Raw genomic sequence first — 19,711 nt, forward strand, 5'->3', positions numbered from 1 at the left:
GGTTAATGAAACGTTAATCTGATTAAAATCGTTTCAAATCCTCCACTATCAATTCCGCCGTTCGTCCGGAAGCACCTGCGCCGCCCAATTTTTCCCGAAGTTCTCTGTAATCGTTTAAAACCTGAGAACGTTTGGGTTCAGTCAGAATTTTAGTTAATTCTGTTTTTAGATTTTTCGTATTTAATTCGCTTTGAATCAATTCTTTGACGACTTCTTTGTCCATGATCAAATTGACCAATGAAATATAATCGATGTATTTCACCACTCTTTTTCCGATTTCATACGAAATCCGACTTCCTTTGTAGCAAACCACTTCCGGGATATTTAACAAAGCCGTTTCCAAGGTTGCCGTACCGGAAGTGACCAATGCCGCTTCCGAACTTCGAAGCAAATCATAGGTTTTCCCAAATACGATTTTCAAATCCTTTCCTCCGACTTCTTTGTAAAATCCGGCATCCTGAGATGGAGCGCCGGCTACTACAAATTGGAATTCCGGGAAATCTTTTTGAACCGAAAGCATGATGGGAAGTTTTACACTGATTTCCTGCTTGCGGCTTCCAGGAAGAAGCGCGATGACTTTTCGTTCGTCCAAATTATTTTCCGATTTAAATTTTTCCAAATCCAAATCGGGTAAATCTTTCATCGCATCCAGCAATGGATGCCCCACGAAATCCACTTCATAATCGTATTTGGCATAAAAATCCTTTTCAAACGGAAGAATGACAAACATACGGTCCACAAATTTTTTAATCGTATGAACCCGTCCGGATTTCCATGCCCAAATCTGTGGCGAAATATAATAATAAACCTTGATGCCGAGCGATTTTACAAATTCGGCAACTCGTAAATTGAACCCCGGATAATCGATCAAAATCACTGCATCGGGTTTCCAATTTTCGATGTCCTTTTTACAAAACTTGATATTTCCGAGAATGGTACGTAGATTCATCGCAACTTCGATAAATCCCATAAAAGCCAGATCCCGATAGTGTTTGACGGGTTTTCCGCCTTGTTCCGCCATCAAATCTCCACCCCAAAACCGAAATTCGGCAGATGCATCTTTTCGTTTGATTTCTTTCATCAAATTAGAACCGTGTAAATCTCCGGACGCTTCTCCTGCTATGATATAGTATTTCATCTATTTTCCAACTGTTTAAATTTCGGTCAAATTCCTATATCATGAATCGATTTGAAAAGAATTTTTAACCGAAAAAACAAAGGTAGCGTTTCTTACAAAAAAAATCAGGGAAACCAATTGGGTTCCCTGATTTCACAATTAAACTATAGAACAAATTTCTATTTTTTCACTATTTTTTTGGTTTCCGTTTTTCCATTTTCCAATTGGATTTGTAAAAGATAAATTCCTTTTGGAAGCGTAGAAATGTTCAATGTAGAGCCGGAAGGTTCACCCAATTTTCTTCCCGTCATATCCATTAAAACCATCTTTTGAATTGCAGATTTGGATTGAATTTGAAGGATGCCGGTAGTCGGATTGGGATAAAGTATGGTTTCGGCGGCATATGTTTCACCATCTGAAACACCCATCGTGGTTAAGTCCAAAGTATATTGAATCAAACCTAAATCGGAAACTTGAAAATATACATCAGCCGAATTTTCATCGGTAAAAATAATTTCCGTTGTCATGGTCCGCATAAATCCTAATTCGTCTGTGGAAATTTCGATCCAATTGTCTCCACCGTCTTTTGTATAAACCGTTTTTGAATCGGATGCCGGATAAAAGCTTCCATCCTCAAAACGTGCAGTAGCCACGATTTTCCCGTCAACAAAAGGAGAGAATTCCACCCGGTTCATAGGGCTTGTAATAGCCGTTTCTTCCCAGTTTTGACCGTTGTCGTTTGACATAAAAACACCTTTTGATGTTGCTATGGCCAATTGATCATTATTTACAGGATTTCGTTTTAAATCATAAATAAAATCGTTTCCGGTCAGGGATTCCAAACCCGTTGAAACATCTACCCAATTTTGACCGTCATCAGTGGTTTTATGTATTTTATTGAGTTGGGCGATAAAAAATTGATTTTCATTTTCATCAAACAACATAGTTTCCACAAATCCAACAGACGGAACGGTTAATTCCTGATGGGTTACATTTTCCAAATCACTTACATCAAATTTGAACAACATTTCGCCAAAAGCAATTAAAAGGATATCCGGATTGGAAGGTAAACTTCGCGTTGCGGTCAACAACAAATACGAGCCGTTATAAAAAGTCGTGAAACTGGCGCCGTGATCATTGCTTACATGAACTGCGGATTGTCCCATCATGGAAGAAGTTGAGAAAAAGAGACGTCCTTCCTCATTTAGGTCTGCATACACGCCACTATTGGAAGAATTGGAAAATCCACCCAAAGGTATCAGACCTACTTCATTTTCAGTTTGGGTTTGGAGATCTTTGTGGATAAATCCACCACGCAATCCATAATACACATGGTTATTTTCACCTTGAAAAGCAGCCATGCGCCCGGTGCTGTTGAGAAATGGCGATCTGAATTTTTCGATGGTGGCACCACCGTCATGGGAAATAAACGGATAATAATTGGCAGAAATGATAACTTGGTTTTCTACGAATGGATTATAGGATGCAGAAATTCCATAATAATATTCGGTTTCGAAATCCTCTCCGGAATAGACATGATTTTCCCATGTTTGGCCTCCGTCTTCCGAAAGAACGATTTCGTTTTCTTCCAAAATGATCAATTTATCTGAATTGGAAGGATTAAAAACGATAGAATGGATGCTATTGCTGGACATAGCGGTCCAATTTATCGGAACGATGTTCCAGTTTTCTCCTCCATCGTTCGATTTGTAGAGGTTTTCTTCCATATCACCACTCAAATAATAGGTTCCTAAATAGATTTCGTTTTCATTTTCCGGATGGAAAGTCAAAGCGGAATAAGTTGTATTGGGCAATTTCTCTTCCCAGGTAATTCCTCCGTCACCGGAAATTAAAAGGCCTCCTTGTGTGGGATTGGGAGAGCCTCCGCGCATGATAAATAAACGTTGAGAATCATAGGGAGAAATCATCACATTGTTCACATTTATATCTCCATAATCGGGGCCGAAATAAACCGAATCCCAATCCGTGCCTCCATTTACCGTATAAAATATTTCAGTAGTCAAACCCCAGTTGATCATGCGGGTCGTATGCAATAAAGCAACGTCAGCGTCATCGGATGCTAAGGAATACGACTGCACCAAACTTCCATTTTCCGCTCCGATCGGTGAAAACATTTGTTTTTCAACGGTTTCGGTAGAAAGATTTAGGATTTCCAATCGATTATAAATGGTTCCTTCCGCAACGCAGAGATAAGAAAGCGAATTCCCATCGGCAGTCAATCGAAGATCTTTTATGTTTATAAAATAATTTTCCTGTGGAACGGAATGAATCACTTCCCAGGTTTCGCCTAAATCGATCGATTTTACGATATGGTTGTTTACGGTACGTCCATAAACGGTATTTTGTTGGTTAACAGAATAGGTCACATCGAGAATTTGTCCAAACTCATCGGAACCGGCCAATTGAAATTGACCCTGTAGGTTCACAAGAATTCCGAAAAACAAACCAATAAATATTTTTTTCATTTTGTGGTGAATTTAGTTCTAAGGTAAATTTCCAAAATAGAAAGATGAAACCTGAAAAAATAGGTGCGACATTTTGTGACAAAACAGAATTCCGGTGTGACAAAAAATCTAAATACTTGATAAATAAGCAAATAAAGATTCTCCTTCCGTTAGATTTATTTTTTTACTCAGTCTTTCTTTGCGTTTACGCGTGGATTGTGGAGTGATGTTTAGAAGTGAAGCGATTTCTTTGTTGTTCAGATTCATATAGATATAGGTGATGAATCGGATTTCTCCCGGGATCAAATCGGGGTGTTTTTCAGAGAGTCTCTTTAAAAATCCCGGATTGGCTTCTTCAAAATGGGTAAAAAAGGAATCGAGTTGCCGGTCATTTTTTAATTGGAATTTTAATTCGGTCAAATATTTTTTTACAAATTCACTGTTGGCCGTTTGAGGATGAGCCGATAATTCTTTGATGACCTGTTCGATTATTTCATTTTTACTCGAAAGATGCAAGGCACGGGTCGCCAATTTCCGGTTTTTCTTTTCCAATTCGTTTTGAAGGCGTTCGTTTTCCAATAAATTTAAGGTTTCCTGCTCTTTCCATTGTTTTTCCAACAAAAGATTTTCATTTCGTTCTTTTTCCAATTCCAATTCGACGATTTTTTCTTTTTGTTTGTGTTTGATATGGTTGTTTCGGAAGGCTAATCCGATTAAAAGAATAATCAAAATCCCCGAAATCAAAAACGTCAACAACAATTCCCGGCTCGCTTCCAGTTTTCGCTGGCTTTCTTTGAGTTCGTATTGATAATTTTGAATTTCAAATTTTATTTTCCCGTTTTCATACAAAGCGGAATTGGTGAAATTGCTCAAAGAATCTTTTGTATAAATCACCGAATCCTTGTACAATAGAGATTTGTCGTATTGATTTTGTCGGGCATAAACCTTCGAAATCAATTGGTAAACTTCTATTTTATCCTGAATATTGAGGGGTTCGTTTTGGGATTTTTTTAAATAAAATAGGGCTTTATCGGTTTGGTTTGTTTGTTCATAAATCTGCGCCAACACCAGATAATTAAAAACCCTGTTTTCCTGTTGTTTATTTCCGGAAAGCTGAGGGATTATACCCAATGCAATTTTTTCTGCCAACGGATAATTTTTTCGAAACAATGCGTTTTCGGCTTTGGAAAGTTGGATCATGGGAAAGAAATCCGAATCTGCCGGAATGAGTTTTTCCGCCTCTTTTGTATAGGTTTCGGCTTCGTCCAGTTTTGATATTTTATTCAAAACCAAACTTAGATTTAATGCATAATATCCTTTTTTTTCCGATTGTTTTTTCTCGTCCGCCAAATCATAGGCTTTCAAAAAATATTCATAGGCTTTTGGATAATTTCGTTCTTGAAAATACAAAATGGCGATGTTATTTAAGACCGCCATGATGTTTCGTTTGTCGGCCGATTTTTCGGCTATTTCATAGGCTTCGAGATAAAATTTCAGTGCTTCTTCAAAATCCATCATCATGTAATAATTGGCCCCGATGTTTATGGTCGCTCTGAAATTTTGTCGGATCCAATTTTTATTTTCCGAAACCGATTTTGCCTGAACCAAAAGTTCCAACGAAGAAGCGTGTTCTTTCATGTACATTTTTTCAATTGCATTTTCAATTTGAGCATCGCATTCTTTTTCATTTTTGGGCTGAGCCAAAAGAAAAAGGGGGAAAAGGATCCAAAACAGAAATTGATTCAGCTTTCTCAAAACCGGGATTTAAGGGGATAAAAAATCATGATTCTTTTGTAAATTTACAACCTGAACAAAGATAGAGAATTTAAAATGGAAGAGATCGTAAATAGAGTCGCCAAAAGTCCACTCATCACCATAGATTTAGAAGATTATTATCCGGAAGGAAAAAGAATTCAATTTGACCTAAAGGATTTTTTATATGAAGAATTGATTTTAAAAGAAAAAGACTTTCGTGAACAATTGAAAAATCATGATTGGAACATTTATCAGGATGCTTATGTGGCGATGAATTGTTCAACTGATGCGATCATTCCTTCCTGGGCTTTTCTATTGGTTGCAACTTATTTACAGCCGGTTGCTAGAAAAATCGTGAAAGGAAATTTGGTGGATTTGGAGACTTCAATTTACCAAGAAATCATTTTCAAATTGGACATAACGCCATTTGAAAACAAAAAAATCATCGTAAAAGGTTGTAGTAAAAAACCGGTTCCGGACGCAGCATATATCCAATTGATAGAAAAAATCCAACCGCATATTCAAACTTTGATGTTTGGCGAAGCTTGTAGTACGGTTCCACTTCTGAAAAAGAAATAATTTGAATAGTAATATAATCCGTTCACTGAGGTTCTCGAAGTGAACGGATTTTTATTTTATTTCAACTCTTTCAAAAGCACTGTGTACACCGGAAAATGGTCGCTGTATCCTTTTGCTCTAAAGGTGTCACCAGAAAACATACGATAAGGATAACCTTTGTATTGGCCGTCCGGTTGAACCAATTTTTCTGGAGAATAGATTTCTGTTTTATACACTTTATAAGAATCAAATTTTTTGTCTTTGTCCATTAATGTTCCCGTTACGAGAAATTGGTCAAAGAGATTCCAAGAGTCGCGGTAGGCCAGAGTTCCATTGCCATTTTTAAACATCGTATACATCAAATTGACGATGTCTCCATCTTTAATTTTCCCTTTAGTGGAAATGGCGCCCATCGTTTTGTCTAAACTTGGACTTACGGGATCATCATTAAAATCACCCATGGCGATGATTTTGGCATTGGGGTTTTCCGCTCTGATTTCGTCATAAATTCCTTTCATAACCTCAGCGGCTTTTTGTCTTCTGGGGCGGCTTGCTGCTTCACCACCACTTCTGGAAGGCCAGTGATTTACCAAAAAGGTGATTTCTTCACCATCTAAAAGCCCAGTTACACGTAAAATATCACGGGTATAATCACGGCTTCCATCGTTTTCAAAAATATCGATCACATAAGGTTTTGCTTTTGTTACTTGAAATCGGCTTTTCTGGTAAATCAAAGCGACATCAACGCCTCGAGCATCAAAAGAATTAAAATGGGCGATGCCATAATTATATTTTTTCAACAAAGGTTGGTTGATGAGGTCTTCAACGGTTTTGAAGTTTTCGATTTCACAAAGACCGACGATGACGGGCGCATCATTTGTGGTTTCTCTACCCAATTCAGAGATGACTTCAGCTAAATTTTTTAACTTTTGGTTGTATTTTTCTTCATTCCAAACCTTTTTTCCTGAGGGTGAGAATTCTTCTTTTTGTAAAATCAAAGGACGGATGACTTTCTTTCCTGCGACATTTTCATAGGTAAATTCACCTAAAAATTCTTCATGTTCATAATTGGAAATTTCATCTTCAGAAATTGAAATATGGTACATAGGGTCTTCTGGACTGCGGGTTCCGTCAATGTATCCGACAGAAATTCCCGTATCAAATAGGTTTTCAACATTATAGAAGCCGATTGTTGCTGCTTGGTAATTTTGTTGACCATTAACTGAAGAAACAATTAAAAGGAAAAAGAAGGTTAAATTCGTTAATGTTTTATTAATTTTATACATAATTATATTTGTTACATTTGTGCCCTCATAAAAAAATGAGCTGAGGCAAATTTGAATTGCAAAAATAGAGATTAAAATTCTTTGAATGGATAAATTATTATTAAGTATGGCGATAAGTGTGATGATGAGCGTTGCACTTTGGGGTCAAACGAGAATTTCAGGTGTTGTAAAAGACGCTTCGACTGAGAAGGAAGTCTACAATCTATCGGTAATCCTAGTGGAAACCGGTGAAGAGGTGAAAACCGACAGGATCGGTTATTTCCAATTTGTGGACGTTGAAACCGGAACGTACACAGTTCGCGTTTCTGGAGTGGGTTATTTGACTCATGAACAAGAAGTTGTGGTAAGCAATGAACCAAGAATCGATTTGGGAGAAATGAAAATCGTTTTCAATCCCAAAAATGAAGAAATTGGAATCATAACGTTAACTTCAGATGAACTTTCTGCAGACGAGTCTTCTTCTCAATCTGCTGCAGGTCTTTTACAATCCTCTCAGGATGTATTTGCCAGCACGGCTGCATTTGAATTGGGAGCTTATTGGTTCAAAGTTCGTGGCTACGACAACAAATACAACGATGTATTTTTCAACGGAGTTCGTATGAACAAAATCAACAATGACCGTGTGAACTTCGGTGATTGGGGAGGTTTAAATGATGTGACCCGAAGACCGGCTGAACAAACTTTAGGTATCGAGCCTTCTCAATATGTTTTTGGTGATGTAGGTGGTGTAACTTATTTTGACACACGTCCTTCCATGATGAGAAAAGGAACCAGTTTGGCTTATTCGTTTACCAACCGTTCGTATAACCAACGTGTTTTGGCAACTTACAACACCGGATTGATGGACAATGGATGGGCTTTTATGGCTTCTGGAGCGCGCAGATGGGCAGAAGAAGGAGTGATCGACGGAACTTTTTATGATTCTTGGGCGTATTTCTTTGCAGCGGAAAAGAAATTCAACGACCGACATTCCATCGTTTTATCAGGTTTTGGTTCGCCAACGCGTCGTTCTACCAACAGCCCCAACACACAGGAAGTTTATGATTTGATGGGGAAAGATTATAATGCTTATTGGGGATGGCAAGACGGAGAGAAACGCAGCGAAAGAATTCGTCAGTTCCACCAACCTTTGTTCATGTTGACGCATCATTTCAATATTTCAAATCGTACCAATTTGATTACAACACTTGGTTACCAATTCGGAAAAGACAGTAGAAGTCGTTTGGACTGGCATACGGCCAACAATCCTTCACCGACTTATTATCGAAACTTGCCGAGTTATTATGCGCAACTGGATGATGCCAATCCTGAAAATGTTGCGGAAATCACCCGACTTTGGCAAACCGACCAAACCGTTTCTCAAATAGATTGGACTGATATCTATAACCAAAATAGAAACCGTACCGGTGCTGCAGCTTATGTTTTGGCTGCCGATGTAAACGAAGACCAAATCATGACATTCTCTACGAGATTGCAATCACAAATCATGAGCAATTTCAAATTGACAGCGGGATTGAATTATCAAAATACCCGTTCAGAATATTATAGAGAAGTATTGGATTTGTTGGGTGGAAATTATTTCGTGAACAACAATGCTTTTCAAGATACACGCTACAACATGGACGAGGATGAAAACCGTCAAGTGATGGAAGGCGATAAATACCAATACAATTATATCATCAACCACCAAAGAGGAGATGCCTTCATTCAAGGGGAATATACCTCTACAAAATTTGATGTAACGCTTGGAATGAAAGCAGCATATACGTCTGTCAATAGAGATGGAAAATACCGTCACGAACAATATTTGGACCGATCTGCAGGAAAAAGTGAAACCTATGATTTTGTAGATTGGGGATCTAAACTACAAGTTCTTTATAAATTAAATGGTCGTAATTTCTTCCAGTTAAATGCGATGTATGCTTCTTATGCACCGACAGTGGATGAAATCTTCCCAAATGCACGTTCCAACGATTATACCATTGATAATTATGTAGCCGTAAAAAGAAATGGTGCGGTTGAAACGTTGGAGAATGGAAATAATTTAAAGAATTCAAAAATTTTGTCGACAGATTTAAGCTATATCCTAAGAGCGCCAAGAGTAAAAGGACGTTTGACCGGATTCTATACAAGGTTTTTTGACGAATACGAAAAGAATTTTGGGTACATTGACGTAACAGATGGTTCTGGTGGACAGGAAAACTTATTTGGAGCGGAGTATCTATACAACGTAGACAAATTATTTTTCGGTGGAGAATTTGCGTTAGAAGCGCAGTTGACCACAACATTGACTTTATCTGCTGTTGCTTCAGTTGGACAATACACTTACGACAACAACCCAACGTATCAACGTTTTTCAGATAGTAATTTCATCGATGGAGATGAAGGGACAGCAGGACAAATGGTAACTTTTGGATCAACGAGCCCGGAAACGGCATATATGGAAAATTACCGATTGGCAGTAGGACCACAACAAGGATTCTCTTTAGGATTGGAATACCGTGCACCGCAATATTGGTGGATTGGAGCAACCGGAAATTATTTGGCAGCCAACTATTTGGACATTGCACCTTTTAAAAGAACGAGTTCTTTCCTTACTTATGAAACAGCTTCCGGAACACAACCTTATCCACAATCTTCTGACGAAGCATTGGTAAGAAGTCTTTTGGAACAACAAGAATTGTCAAGTGAATTCATGTTGAACTTGAATGCCGGAAAAACATTCCGATTTGGGAAATACTATATGGGAATCAGCGCAAACGTGAACAACGTTTTGGATAACCGTGATTATGTAACCGGAGGTTTTGAACAAATCCGATTGGGTAACTTACCGGAAGCGATGGATGAAGGAAATCAATCCATGTTTGGACCAAAATACTGGTATGACAGAGGACGTTCCTATTTCATCAATGTTTTCTTTAGATTCTAATTTTTTACAAACGAATAATTATACTTACAATGAATACAATCAAAAAAATTAAATTATTGTTCTTGACCGTGAGCAGCTTGCTTATTGTGAACTCATGTGTGCAGGACGACGATTGGACAACGCCACCTGCAAACTGTACCGATAACTGGGTTGCAGATTTATCCATAGAAGAATTGTATGCTTTAGTGGATGCAGATGAAGACCATATCATCAGTTTTGAAACAGACAGAATCGTAGAAGGTTATGTCGTTTCAAGTGATAGCACCGGAAATTTCTTTAAGACGCTTTCCATTCAAAACAGTTTGACCAATCCTACCTTTGCACTTCAGGTAGAAATGGACAGAACGAATTTGTTCAACAACTTTCCTTTGGGCTCCAAAATCAAAATCAATTTGAACGGTTTGGATGCAGGTTATGACAGAGGAATGTTGAAAATCGGTGAAATTTATGACATCAACCGTGTAGGTCGTATGGCGGAATTCAAAATTGACCAAAAAGTGGTAAAAACTTGTGATGACATCGCTTATGCAACACCGGTCGTTTATCCAAATATCCAAGCCGTATACGACTCAGGTGTATTTAACACATTGGTTACCATCGAAAACGTTCAGTTTATTGCGGAAGAATTAGGAACAACTTATGCTGACGCACAAAACCAAACCACCGTTAACAAAACCCTAATCGACGTAAACGGAACTACCATAATTTTGAGAAATAGTGGTTATGCTAATTTCGCTGGCGAACTTTTACCGGAAGGAAGTGGAAATATCACAGTTGTGATAAGCGGATATGACGGAAACGTAAATGGAACGGTTTCACCAAGCGAATATCAATTGTTCATCCGTGATACAGATGATGTTCAGTTTAACGAACCTCGATTTGGTCCATTGTTTTCGGATGGATTTGACAATGGATTGGCCAATTGGACTACACAAAGCGTAGTGGGTGCACAGATTTGGGAAACCCGAAACTTCGGAAATCCTGCACCTTGTGCTTATATGAGTGGATTTGCTTCAGGTAACCAAGTGAATGAAGACTGGTTGGTAAGCAACGCCATTTCAGCACCTTCTACTTTGAGCAACCTTTATTTAAGCTTTGAAACCGATAGAGGATATAACGGAAATGCATTGGAAGTATTTTATACGACGAATTTTACCGGAGACGTAACCACAACAACTTGGACTTCACTTCCAGCAACTTTGGATACGCAAAACGACTGGAATACTTGGACGAATTCAGGTAATTTGGATGTTTCTGCTGCTATCGGTGGAGATTTGTATATTGCTTTTAAATATACTTCTACGACTTCAGCTGCTGCCACTTGGGAATTGGATAACGTGAAAGTATTTGAAGAATAATTGAATTCAAATTCAAATTTTTAAATTATCGAAACCCGCCATTGTGCGGGTTTTTTTTATCTTTATTCTAATTCTAATCCGATGTGTTTTCATACCAAATTGACCAAAAAGCCACGCGCAATCGAGCATCATTTTCAAGCCAAATTTGAGGCGCCTGAATTGTTCTCACCTGAAGAACACATCAACGGATTTACCTTTCCAAAAACACCAGTAATTTCCAATTGGGACCCATCAAAAATTCTCATGATGAATTGGGGACTGCTGCCGGAATGGGCAACGGAAGATTGGAACCGAACCTTTACGCTAAACGCCAAATGGGAAACAATTTCGGAAAAACCTGCTTTTCGGGATTATATCCAGAACCGATGTCTGATCATCGTGGATGGTTTCTACGAATGGCAACAACGCGGCAAAGAGAAAGTCAAGTATGAAATTGGTTTTGACGACGAAATCTTTGCTCTGGCCGGAATTTTTAACCGAAATACCTATTCGGTCGTGACAACGGAAGCCAAAGGCATCATGCGGGAAATTCACAACACCAAACAGCGGATGCCCATTGCGCTGAAAACCCGTGAAGAAATGGAAAATTGGATGGAAAACAAGGAAATTCAACCTCGATTTGATTTCACCACAAAATCGGAAGGCCCGATTCAGACTTCTTTATTCTAAACGGATTTTCAAGTTTATATGGTTTTATTTTTTCTATTTGAACACATTTCGACTTCGCTCAATGTGACATCTCGACATCTTCGCTCAATGTGACATCTCGACATCTTCGCTGGTAAGTAAGCCTATAGCTCATGCTCAATGTGACAGTAAACAAAAAAAGCGAACATTTCTGTCCGCTTTCTAATTACTCTTTACTAATTATTTAGAGAGAATTACATCATTCCCGGCATTCCGCCTCCCATTGGTGGCATCGCTGGTTCATCTTTTTTGATTTCGGTAATCACCGCTTCGGTCGTAATCAACATTCCGGAAACAGAAGCTGCATTTTCAAGCGCAACACGGGTTACTTTGGTTGGGTCAATGATTCCGGCTTCCAACATGTTTTCGTAAGTATCATTTTTCGCATTATAACCAAAATCAGCTTTTCCTTCTTTTACTTTGGCTACAACGACTGAACCTTCACCTCCTGCGTTCAATACGATTTGACGCAACGGCTCTTCGATTGCACGACGTACGATATTGATTCCGGTTGCTTCGTCAGCATTTTCTCCTTTTAATTTGTCCAAAGCAGTCAAAGCACGTACATAAGCAACACCTCCACCTGGAACGATTCCTTCTTCAACAGCAGCACGCGTTGCATGAAGCGCATCGTCGATTCGGTCTTTTTTCTCTTTCATTTCTACTTCAGAAGCAGCTCCTACATAAAGAACCGCAACTCCTCCGGCCAATTTAGCCAAACGCTCTTGTAACTTTTCTTTGTCATAATCAGAAGTCGTAGACTCAATTTGCGCTTTGATTTCGTTTACACGAGCTTTGATTTGTGTATCATCTCCTTTTCCGTTTACGATCGTCGTATTGTCTTTGTCGATTTGTACTTTTTCTGCCGTTCCCAACATATCCAAAGTCGCATTTTCCAAAGAATAACCTCTTTCTTCAGAAATTACCGTTCCACCAGTCAAAATCGCAATGTCTTCCAACATGGCTTTTCTTCTGTCTCCAAATCCTGGAGCCTTAACCGCAGCGATTTTCAAAGATCCTCTCAAACGGTTTACCACCAAAGTTGCCAAGGCTTGACCTTCTACTTCTTCAGAAATGATCATCAATGGACGGCCGGATTGTGCAACAGGCTCTAAAACAGGTAAAATATCTTGTAAGTTGGAAATCTTTTTATCGTACAATAAAATATATGGATTTTCCAATTCAGCTACCATCTTATCAGGATTGGTTACAAAATAAGGAGATTGATATCCTCTGTCGAATTGCATTCCTTCTACAACATCTACATACGTTTCCGTTCCTTTTGCTTCTTCTACGGTAATCACACCTTCTTTTCCAACTTTTCCGAATGCTTCAGAAATTAAAGTTCCGATGGTATCATCATTGTTAGCAGAAATAGAAGCTACTTGTTTGATTTTATCAGAACTATCGCCTACTTCTTGGGATTGTTTTTTCAAATTGGTCACAATCGCTGTAACGGCTTTGTCGATTCCTCTTTTTAGATCCATTGGGTTTGCACCCGCAGCAACGTTTTTCAAACCTTCACGTACGATGGCTTGCGCCAAAACTGTTGCAGTCGTTGTTCCGTCACCGGCTACATCATTGGTTTTAGAAGCGACTTCTTTCACCATTTGCGCTCCAAGGTTTTCGATTGGATCTTCCAATTCGATTTCTTTAGCGACAGAAACACCGTCTTTGGTTACGTGTGGAGCTCCAAATGATTTCTCCAAAACGACGTTACGACCTTTTGGTCCCAATGTTACTTTTACTGCATTTGCCAACGCATCGACGCCTCTTTTTAAAGCGTCTCTTGATTCGATATCAAATTTTATTTCTTTTGCCATTTTCTTTTGTTTAACGTTTAATGTTCAAAGTTTAATGTTAGGAACTCAGGTCAGGAAACTTTGAACGTGAAACCTGAAACCTGAAACATTTATTTTAAACAATCGCTAGGATGTCAGACTCTTTCATGATCAAATAATCCTTTCCTTCCCATTTCAATTCAGTTCCGGAATATTTTCCATAAAGGACTTTGTCTCCAACTTTTACGGTCAAAGGTTCGTCTTTTTTACCCGCACCCGCAGCTACAACTGTACCTTGTTGTGGTTTTTCTTTTGCAGTATCAGGGATGATAATTCCCGAAGCAGTTTGGGTTTCAGCCGGAGCCGGCTCAACAACTACTCTGTCTGCCAATGGTTGAATTGTAATTTTTGACATATTTCTAAATTTTTATTTGAAGATTAATGCTTTCTGTATTGTCGAAAAATATGCCAATCCCATGATTCTGACATTTTGAAATTATTAATTTTAAATGAAATGACAACTTGGCAGAATTAATCCAAATTACAATTGATGATAAGCCAACTTTGACAAAATTTGGAACTTTGTCAAAGTTATTTAGAATCAGAATTGGGATTCAAAAACTCATCTGTAAAATGAGTCTTCACTTTGGGTTTAGAAAATTTTTCTGAATTGTAAATTTGAGAATTTCCTTTTGGAATGGAAAGTGATTGCCAAGCATTTTCACTCAACATTTTACCAAAATAAACAATTTGTCCGACATGATAAGGATAATGCGCTAATTGTCTATTGATGGCTTCCATGACCGTATGACCTTGGTTTCGGATATAAATGATTTTGTATAAATCTTCTTCTTTTAAGGAATTCAAAGTATCAAATAAACAATTCCAGCCTTCTTCCCATTTGGAAATCATTTCTTGTTTGGACTGAATTGTATTTTCAAATTCCGAATCGCGATTTCTCCATTCTTTTTCTCCGTCGGAGTTCAAAAAATCCGTCCAACGCGAAAGCATATTACCCCAAAGGTGTTTGACAATCATCGAGATACTGTTGCTTTCTTCATTAAACTGATAAAATAATTTTTCGTCAGAAATCTGCGCAAAGGTTTTTTCACCTAACATTTTGTAATACTCAAATTGTTTGATGACACTTTCTAAGTAATTCGAATTCATACTAAATGAATTTATTATTAAAACTGAATTATTTAATCAAACAAACCGCCTTGCTGACTGGATTTAATTTTCCCCAAATGTTTATACGCTTTTTCGGTGGCTTCACGTCCGCGAGGAGTTCGCATCAAATAACCTTCTTGGATCAAATACGGCTCATAAACTTCTTCGAGTGTTCCGATGTTTTCGCCCACCGCAGTTGCAATCGTCGAAATCCCGACTGGCCCACCTTTGAATTTGTCGATGATGGTGGAAAGAATTTTATTGTCCATTTCGTCCAAACCGTTTTGATCGACTTTTAAAGCCGTCAAACTGAACTCCGATATCTTTTGATCGATTTTTCCTGTTCCTTTGATTTGTGCGAAATCACGGGTTCGGCGTAACAAAGCATTGGCAATTCTCGGTGTTCCACGACTTCGGCCGGCAATTTCGATGGCGGCTTCTTCGTCGATTTCCGTTCCGAGAATTCGGGAACTTCGTTGGATGATGGTGCTTAACAATTCTTGACCATAATATTCGAAACGGAAATTGATCCCAAATCGAGCTCGAAGTGGAGCAGTCAACAATCCGGAACGCGTCGTTGCGCCAATTAAGGTAAATGGATTTAATCCAATTTGTACCGAACGGGCATTGGGTCCTGATTCGATCATGATGTCGATTTTGTAATCTTCCATCGCCGAATACAAATATTCCTCTATCACCGGCGACATCCTGTGGATTTCGTCGATAAACAGTACGTCGTTTTCTTCCAGATTGGTCAGCAAACCCGCTAAATCTCCGGGTTTGTCTAAAACCGGTCCCGATGTGATTTTGATTCCGACGCCCAATTCATTTGCAATGATATGCGCCAAAGTCGTTTTTCCCAGACCCGGAGGTCCGTGCAACAAAACGTGATCCAAGGCTTCGCTGCGCAATTTCGCGGCTTTGACAAAGATTTCGAGATTGTCGAGTATGTGCATTTGTCCCGTAAAGTCGTGGAAACTCTGCGGACGGAATTGTTCTTCAATTCTCAATTCTTCATCTGAAAAATTCTCTCTATCTGGGTTGAGGATGTCTGACATTTTTATTTTTCCAGTTTACAAAATTAAGGAAACAATTCTCGTTTATTGATATTTATTCTATTTCCCAACTTCCCATCACGTTTCTTTCATCTAAATTATAAATAATAATTTTTCTATTGGTCTCAAACCACCCATGCCACCCATCAATATAAGATTTTAAAGCAATAGGTTGCAAGTTATAAGGGTCAGAAGAAAAATCCAATAATTGAATTGAGAGATATTTTTCGCCCTCCATTTGTCCACCAAAAATTTGAATAATTGTAGTTGGTTTACCTGCAATTTTTTCAAATTCTTCAATACTATATTTTTTTTCTTCTCTCAATTGCCTTTTAATCAATTTATCCATATCCTTATTTGGGCGATAAAACCAATTGTAATTTTCTTTCCACATTTTAAAATTTTTCCTTTCCACTCTTCCAAGTACTTTTTCCACAATTTCAAAGGTTGGAGTAAAAAATTGTATGGAATCTTCAAATTTACCTAAATCATATTCTTTTGGAAAAATCACAACTTTTGAATTTTTGTACGTATAGATTTTAATATTCTTTTCATGAATTGAGTCAAATTTTGGAAATACCCCAACACCAGATTGTGCAATGGTAATTGTTGCTAAAAGTGAAATTAGTATGGAAAAATAAATTGACATCGGATAAATGATAGATTAAAATTAATCTTTTCCTTGTCAAAAGAAAGGTTTCTACTAATTTTGTTATCAATTTCAAATAAATAGAATGAAAAAAGGAGTATTGTTGATCAATTTAGGTTCGCCCGATTCTACCAATGTTGAAGACGTAAGGAAGTATTTACGAGAATTTCTGATGGATCCTATGGTTTTGGACACTCCCTGGTTGGTGCGCAAAGCTGTTGTTGAATTGGCAATTCTACCGAAACGCCCTGTAGCTTCAGCCGAAGCTTATGAAAAAATTTGGTGGGAAGAAGGTTCTCCCTTGATTGTGATTTCCAAACGTGTTCAAGAAAAACTGCAAAAGAAATTGGACATTCCGGTGGCTTTGGGGATGCGCTATCAAAGTCCTTCCATTCAGTCGGCTATGCAAGAATTATACGATAAAGGAATCCGGGAAGTTTTGGTCATTCCTTTGTATCCGCAGTATACGATGAGTTCGACTTGGTCGGTGGTAGGAAAAACCAAAGAAGTTCAGAATAAACATTTTAAAGATCTGAATTTAACGTTTTTAAATTCGTTTTATGACCGACCGGATTATATCAAAGTTTTGGCGGAGCATATCAAAAATCAATTGCCGGAATCTTTTGATAAATTGCTTTTTTCTTATCATGGAATTCCGGAAAGACATGATCGAAAAGCAGTTGAAATCGGGAAAAAACATACCAATTCAAACATTAAAACCTATCGGGATCAATGTTATGAAACAACCGAATTGGTCAGAAAAGAATTGGGTTTACCAGAAGAAAAAGTGATGGTTTCTTTCCAATCAAGATTAGGAAAAGATCCTTGGATCAAACCTTATACTGATTTTGTGTTGAAAGATTTTCCGGCAGAAGGTGTAAAAAACATAGTGGTTGTAGCTCCTGCTTTTGTATCTGATTGTTTGGAAACTTTGGAAGAAATCGCTATGGGTTATGAAGAATTGTTTATGGAAAGTGGAGGTGAAAAATATGAATACCTGCCTTGTTTGAACGAGTCAGACGAATGGATCGATGTGCTTGCGAAATGGTCAAATGGTTGGGCCGCAAAAGAAGATTAGCATGAAAATAAAACAAATCATCGCATTAATTTCCTTGTTCATACTGACAGTTTCTTGTAGCAATGAAGTGAAAAATCTTTCCGATTTACAATCCAATTTTTATGAATTGCAACACAATGGACTTCGTTTGGGCGATAGTTTGAACGTGTATTTCTTTAAAAATCAAGAATTGGTGGATTCCGTTGAATTGACTTGGAATGGAAAATCAGTTTCCAACCATATGGTAATGGATAATGCCAACACCAATTTGGGTGTAAATGAATTGAAAATAAAAGTGCATCTCGGTAGTGAATTCATTACAGGTGAAACCCATGTTCCGATTTTAAATTCGACCAAAGAAACATCCATTTCATACGATGTCATCAATGAATATCCTCACCCGAAAGAGCTTTTTACACAAGGGTTTTTCTACCACGATGATAAAGTTTATGAAAGTTCCGGTCATTATGGAAAATCAAAAATTGTGACGTATCATCTTGGTACTACGAACTTTTTACAAGAAACCAAACAAGAAGCCAAGGTCTTTTCAGAGGGAATTTCCATCCTCAACGGGAAATTGTTTTTGTTGACTTACAAAGAGCGAAAAGTTTTGGTTTATGATGCGCAAACTTTTGAATTGAAAGAGGAAATTGCTTTGCCAAACATGGTAAAAGAAGGTTGGGGAATGACCACAAATGGTAAAGAACTCATCGTTTCTGATGGGACGCAAAATGTGTTTTTCTTCAATGAAAAATTTGAACTTCAAAGGAAAATTCAAATCGCAGGTTACCAATCCGTTTATACATACATCAACGAATTGGAATTTGTAAATGGAAAACTTTTTGCAAACGTTTGGACTACCAATTTCATTCTGGTCATTGACCCAAAAACAGGTGCTGTAGAACAATTTTATGATTTAACCGATCTTTCTGAGTCCAAAGGCTCTGATGATGTCCTGAATGGAATTGCAGTGAAGGGAAATCAACTTTTGGTGACAGGGAAAAATTGGGAAAAGATCTATGAACTACCTCTTCCCAATTGATTTTACATATCTTCTCTAGTTTTTTGTTCTCCATCAGCCCATTTCTCCAGCATCACGCGTTCAGAAGGAGAAGGATGGACGCCACCGGCCAATAATTCCATGAAAGAATCCCAAAGGTTTTGTGGTTTGAATTCTCGTTGAAACTCGCTTATCGCTTTGATATATTGGTTTTTATATTCGACCGGATTGGACCAGTCAATGTCTTTAGATGAATTTTCATGAACGATTTCAGAGATTTTATTGAGTTCATCTTTGTCGTACTTATAGACAAAATCGAGTATGAATTTTTCAAATTCGGATTTCATTTTTATTCGGGGCTCTATGTCTTTTTCAAAAACCACAAAATTGTCTTCCCATTCCACTTTTTTATCTTCAGGTAAAGCATTTTGACCTTTGCTTTCAAACTTTAAAGCAGCTTCTTTGAGATACTTATGATGGGTTTCAAATTCTTCCCAATTTTTGGAATAATTGGTTTTTTCTTTTCTTTCTAGAATTTGGTCGGCTGTTTTTTTCAGTTGGTGGTTCATTTGGTTGGCATGAACTCGGACTTCATTTAAAATTTCATCTGCTTCTTTTTTGAAATCCTCTTCTGCATATTCATATAAAAACCCAAGACCTTTTTCATAAGCTGAAATAAGATCTTGGGTCGCTTTTTCTATCTCTTGGGCATTGGTTGTAAAATCCTTTTGAAAATCACGGATTGACATCAAAAGTTTTAAGCGGGCATCAATGGTTCCGCTGATAAACGTGTTTTTTTCATTTGTTTCCATAATCTGTAGATTTAACCTAAAAGGAAACAAAA

General features: G+C 37.9%; 16 protein-coding genes. 6 read left to right on the top strand and 10 right to left on the bottom strand.

All coding sequences use genetic code 11. The features are described 5' to 3' along the window. Positions 1 to 22 precede the first annotated feature (22 nt). The 3 genes from lpxB to HU137_RS05005 all read right to left on the bottom strand — a co-directional run bounded on the left by lpxB (position 23) and on the right by HU137_RS05005 (position 5,337). Positions 23 to 1,138 (bottom strand): lipid-A-disaccharide synthase, encoded by a 1,116-nt coding sequence (gene lpxB / locus HU137_RS04995; RefSeq protein ID WP_182042691.1) that lies wholly within the window; start codon positions 1,136 to 1,138, stop codon positions 23 to 25. Positions 1,139 to 1,296: 158 nt separating this feature from the next. Continuing rightward, complete coding sequence (locus HU137_RS05000) at positions 1,297 to 3,603, bottom strand: VPS10 domain-containing protein (protein ID WP_182042692.1); 2,307 nt, start codon at positions 3,601 to 3,603, stop codon at positions 1,297 to 1,299. A gap of 108 nt (positions 3,604 to 3,711) precedes the next feature. After that, positions 3,712 to 5,337 carry a tetratricopeptide repeat protein gene (locus HU137_RS05005; protein ID WP_182042693.1) on the bottom strand — a complete coding sequence of 542 codons (1,626 nt, stop codon included), beginning with the start codon at positions 5,335 to 5,337 and terminating at the stop codon, positions 3,712 to 3,714. Between the two features lie 75 nt (positions 5,338 to 5,412). Between HU137_RS05005 and HU137_RS05010 the strand changes: the two genes are divergently transcribed. Continuing rightward, entirely contained in the window at positions 5,413 to 5,916 is a 504-nt protein-coding gene (locus HU137_RS05010) for a DUF2480 family protein (RefSeq protein ID WP_182042694.1), read from the top strand. A 56-nt stretch (positions 5,917 to 5,972) separates the two neighbouring features. Here HU137_RS05010 and HU137_RS05015 read toward each other — a convergent pair whose 3' ends face one another. Next, complete coding sequence (locus HU137_RS05015; RefSeq protein ID WP_182042695.1) at positions 5,973 to 7,181, bottom strand: endonuclease/exonuclease/phosphatase family protein; 1,209 nt, start codon at positions 7,179 to 7,181, stop codon at positions 5,973 to 5,975. Between the two features lie 85 nt (positions 7,182 to 7,266). Between HU137_RS05015 and HU137_RS05020 the strand changes: the two genes are divergently transcribed. The 3 genes from HU137_RS05020 (at position 7,267) to HU137_RS05030 (ending at position 12,137) form a co-directional block, all read left to right on the top strand. Continuing rightward, a complete protein-coding gene (locus HU137_RS05020; protein ID WP_182042696.1) occupies positions 7,267 to 10,110 on the top strand; it encodes a TonB-dependent receptor in 2,844 nt (947 codons plus the stop codon). A 29-nt stretch (positions 10,111 to 10,139) separates the two neighbouring features. Beyond that, the gene (locus HU137_RS05025) at positions 10,140 to 11,468 is read left to right on the top strand and encodes a DUF5689 domain-containing protein (RefSeq protein ID WP_182042697.1); all 1,329 of its coding nucleotides are present in this window, start codon (positions 10,140 to 10,142) and stop codon (positions 11,466 to 11,468) included. Positions 11,469 to 11,549: 81 nt separating this feature from the next. After that, positions 11,550 to 12,137, top strand: coding sequence for an SOS response-associated peptidase (locus tag HU137_RS05030; RefSeq protein WP_182042698.1), 588 nt, complete (start codon positions 11,550 to 11,552; stop codon positions 12,135 to 12,137). Positions 12,138 to 12,349: 212 nt separating this feature from the next. On the opposite strand, the gene groL is transcribed toward HU137_RS05030, so the two are convergent. The 5 genes from groL to HU137_RS05055 form a co-directional block, all read right to left on the bottom strand. Beyond that, positions 12,350 to 13,978, bottom strand: coding sequence for a chaperonin GroEL (gene groL, locus HU137_RS05035; protein WP_182042699.1), 1,629 nt, complete (start codon positions 13,976 to 13,978; stop codon positions 12,350 to 12,352). Positions 13,979 to 14,072: 94 nt separating this feature from the next. Then, complete coding sequence (locus HU137_RS05040) at positions 14,073 to 14,351, bottom strand: co-chaperone GroES (RefSeq protein ID WP_182042700.1); 279 nt, start codon at positions 14,349 to 14,351, stop codon at positions 14,073 to 14,075. A 176-nt stretch (positions 14,352 to 14,527) separates the two neighbouring features. After that, positions 14,528 to 15,106 carry a DUF1572 domain-containing protein gene (locus tag HU137_RS05045; protein ID WP_182042701.1) on the bottom strand — a complete coding sequence of 193 codons (579 nt, stop codon included), beginning with the start codon at positions 15,104 to 15,106 and terminating at the stop codon, positions 14,528 to 14,530. Between the two features lie 32 nt (positions 15,107 to 15,138). Beyond that, positions 15,139 to 16,164 (bottom strand): Holliday junction branch migration DNA helicase RuvB, encoded by a 1,026-nt coding sequence (gene ruvB / locus HU137_RS05050; protein WP_182042702.1) that lies wholly within the window; start codon positions 16,162 to 16,164, stop codon positions 15,139 to 15,141. Between the two features lie 52 nt (positions 16,165 to 16,216). Beyond that, positions 16,217 to 16,810 carry a hypothetical protein gene (locus tag HU137_RS05055; protein WP_182042703.1) on the bottom strand — a complete coding sequence of 198 codons (594 nt, stop codon included), beginning with the start codon at positions 16,808 to 16,810 and terminating at the stop codon, positions 16,217 to 16,219. A gap of 85 nt (positions 16,811 to 16,895) precedes the next feature. Here HU137_RS05055 and hemH point away from each other — a divergent pair, with 85 nt between their 5' ends. Both hemH and HU137_RS05065 read left to right on the top strand, forming a co-directional pair. Further along, positions 16,896 to 17,888: a ferrochelatase gene (hemH, locus tag HU137_RS05060; protein WP_182042704.1), complete on the top strand. Its 993-nt coding sequence runs from the start codon at positions 16,896 to 16,898 to the stop codon at positions 17,886 to 17,888. 1 nt (position 17,889) lies between these two features. Next, positions 17,890 to 18,909 (top strand): glutaminyl-peptide cyclotransferase, encoded by a 1,020-nt coding sequence (locus HU137_RS05065; RefSeq protein WP_182042705.1) that lies wholly within the window; start codon positions 17,890 to 17,892, stop codon positions 18,907 to 18,909. 2 nt (positions 18,910 to 18,911) lie between these two features. Here the strand turns inward: HU137_RS05065 and HU137_RS05070 are convergent, their stop codons facing one another. Next, on the bottom strand, positions 18,912 to 19,679 hold the full coding sequence (locus tag HU137_RS05070) for a hypothetical protein (protein WP_182042706.1): 768 nt from the start codon (positions 19,677 to 19,679) through the stop codon (positions 18,912 to 18,914). Positions 19,680 to 19,711 lie beyond the last annotated feature (32 nt).

The organism is Moheibacter lacus (genome assembly GCF_014042165.1).
Lineage (GTDB): Bacteria > Bacteroidota > Bacteroidia > Flavobacteriales > Weeksellaceae > Moheibacter > Moheibacter lacus.

What these genes read in the sequence shown, in the direction of transcription:
- lpxB (WP_182042691.1), bottom strand. Translation starts at nt 1,138, where the DNA reads ATGAAATACTATATCATAGCAGGAGAAGCGTCCGGAGATTTACACGGT.
- HU137_RS05000 (WP_182042692.1), bottom strand. Translation starts at nt 3,603, where the DNA reads ATGAAAAAAATATTTATTGGTTTGTTTTTCGGAATTCTTGTGAACCTA.
- HU137_RS05010 (WP_182042694.1), top strand. Translation starts at nt 5,413, where the DNA reads ATGGAAGAGATCGTAAATAGAGTCGCCAAAAGTCCACTCATCACCATA.
- HU137_RS05015 (WP_182042695.1), bottom strand. Translation starts at nt 7,181, where the DNA reads ATGTATAAAATTAATAAAACATTAACGAATTTAACCTTCTTTTTCCTT.
- HU137_RS05020 (WP_182042696.1), top strand. Translation starts at nt 7,267, where the DNA reads ATGGATAAATTATTATTAAGTATGGCGATAAGTGTGATGATGAGCGTT.
- HU137_RS05025 (WP_182042697.1), top strand. Translation starts at nt 10,140, where the DNA reads ATGAATACAATCAAAAAAATTAAATTATTGTTCTTGACCGTGAGCAGC.
- HU137_RS05030 (WP_182042698.1), top strand. Translation starts at nt 11,550, where the DNA reads ATGTGTTTTCATACCAAATTGACCAAAAAGCCACGCGCAATCGAGCAT.
- groL (WP_182042699.1), bottom strand. Translation starts at nt 13,978, where the DNA reads ATGGCAAAAGAAATAAAATTTGATATCGAATCAAGAGACGCTTTAAAA.
- HU137_RS05040 (WP_182042700.1), bottom strand. Translation starts at nt 14,351, where the DNA reads ATGTCAAAAATTACAATTCAACCATTGGCAGACAGAGTAGTTGTTGAG.
- HU137_RS05045 (WP_182042701.1), bottom strand. Translation starts at nt 15,106, where the DNA reads ATGAATTCGAATTACTTAGAAAGTGTCATCAAACAATTTGAGTATTAC.
- ruvB (WP_182042702.1), bottom strand. Translation starts at nt 16,164, where the DNA reads ATGTCAGACATCCTCAACCCAGATAGAGAGAATTTTTCAGATGAAGAA.
- HU137_RS05055 (WP_182042703.1), bottom strand. Translation starts at nt 16,810, where the DNA reads ATGTCAATTTATTTTTCCATACTAATTTCACTTTTAGCAACAATTACC.
- hemH (WP_182042704.1), top strand. Translation starts at nt 16,896, where the DNA reads ATGAAAAAAGGAGTATTGTTGATCAATTTAGGTTCGCCCGATTCTACC.
- HU137_RS05065 (WP_182042705.1), top strand. Translation starts at nt 17,890, where the DNA reads ATGAAAATAAAACAAATCATCGCATTAATTTCCTTGTTCATACTGACA.
- HU137_RS05070 (WP_182042706.1), bottom strand. Translation starts at nt 19,679, where the DNA reads ATGGAAACAAATGAAAAAAACACGTTTATCAGCGGAACCATTGATGCC.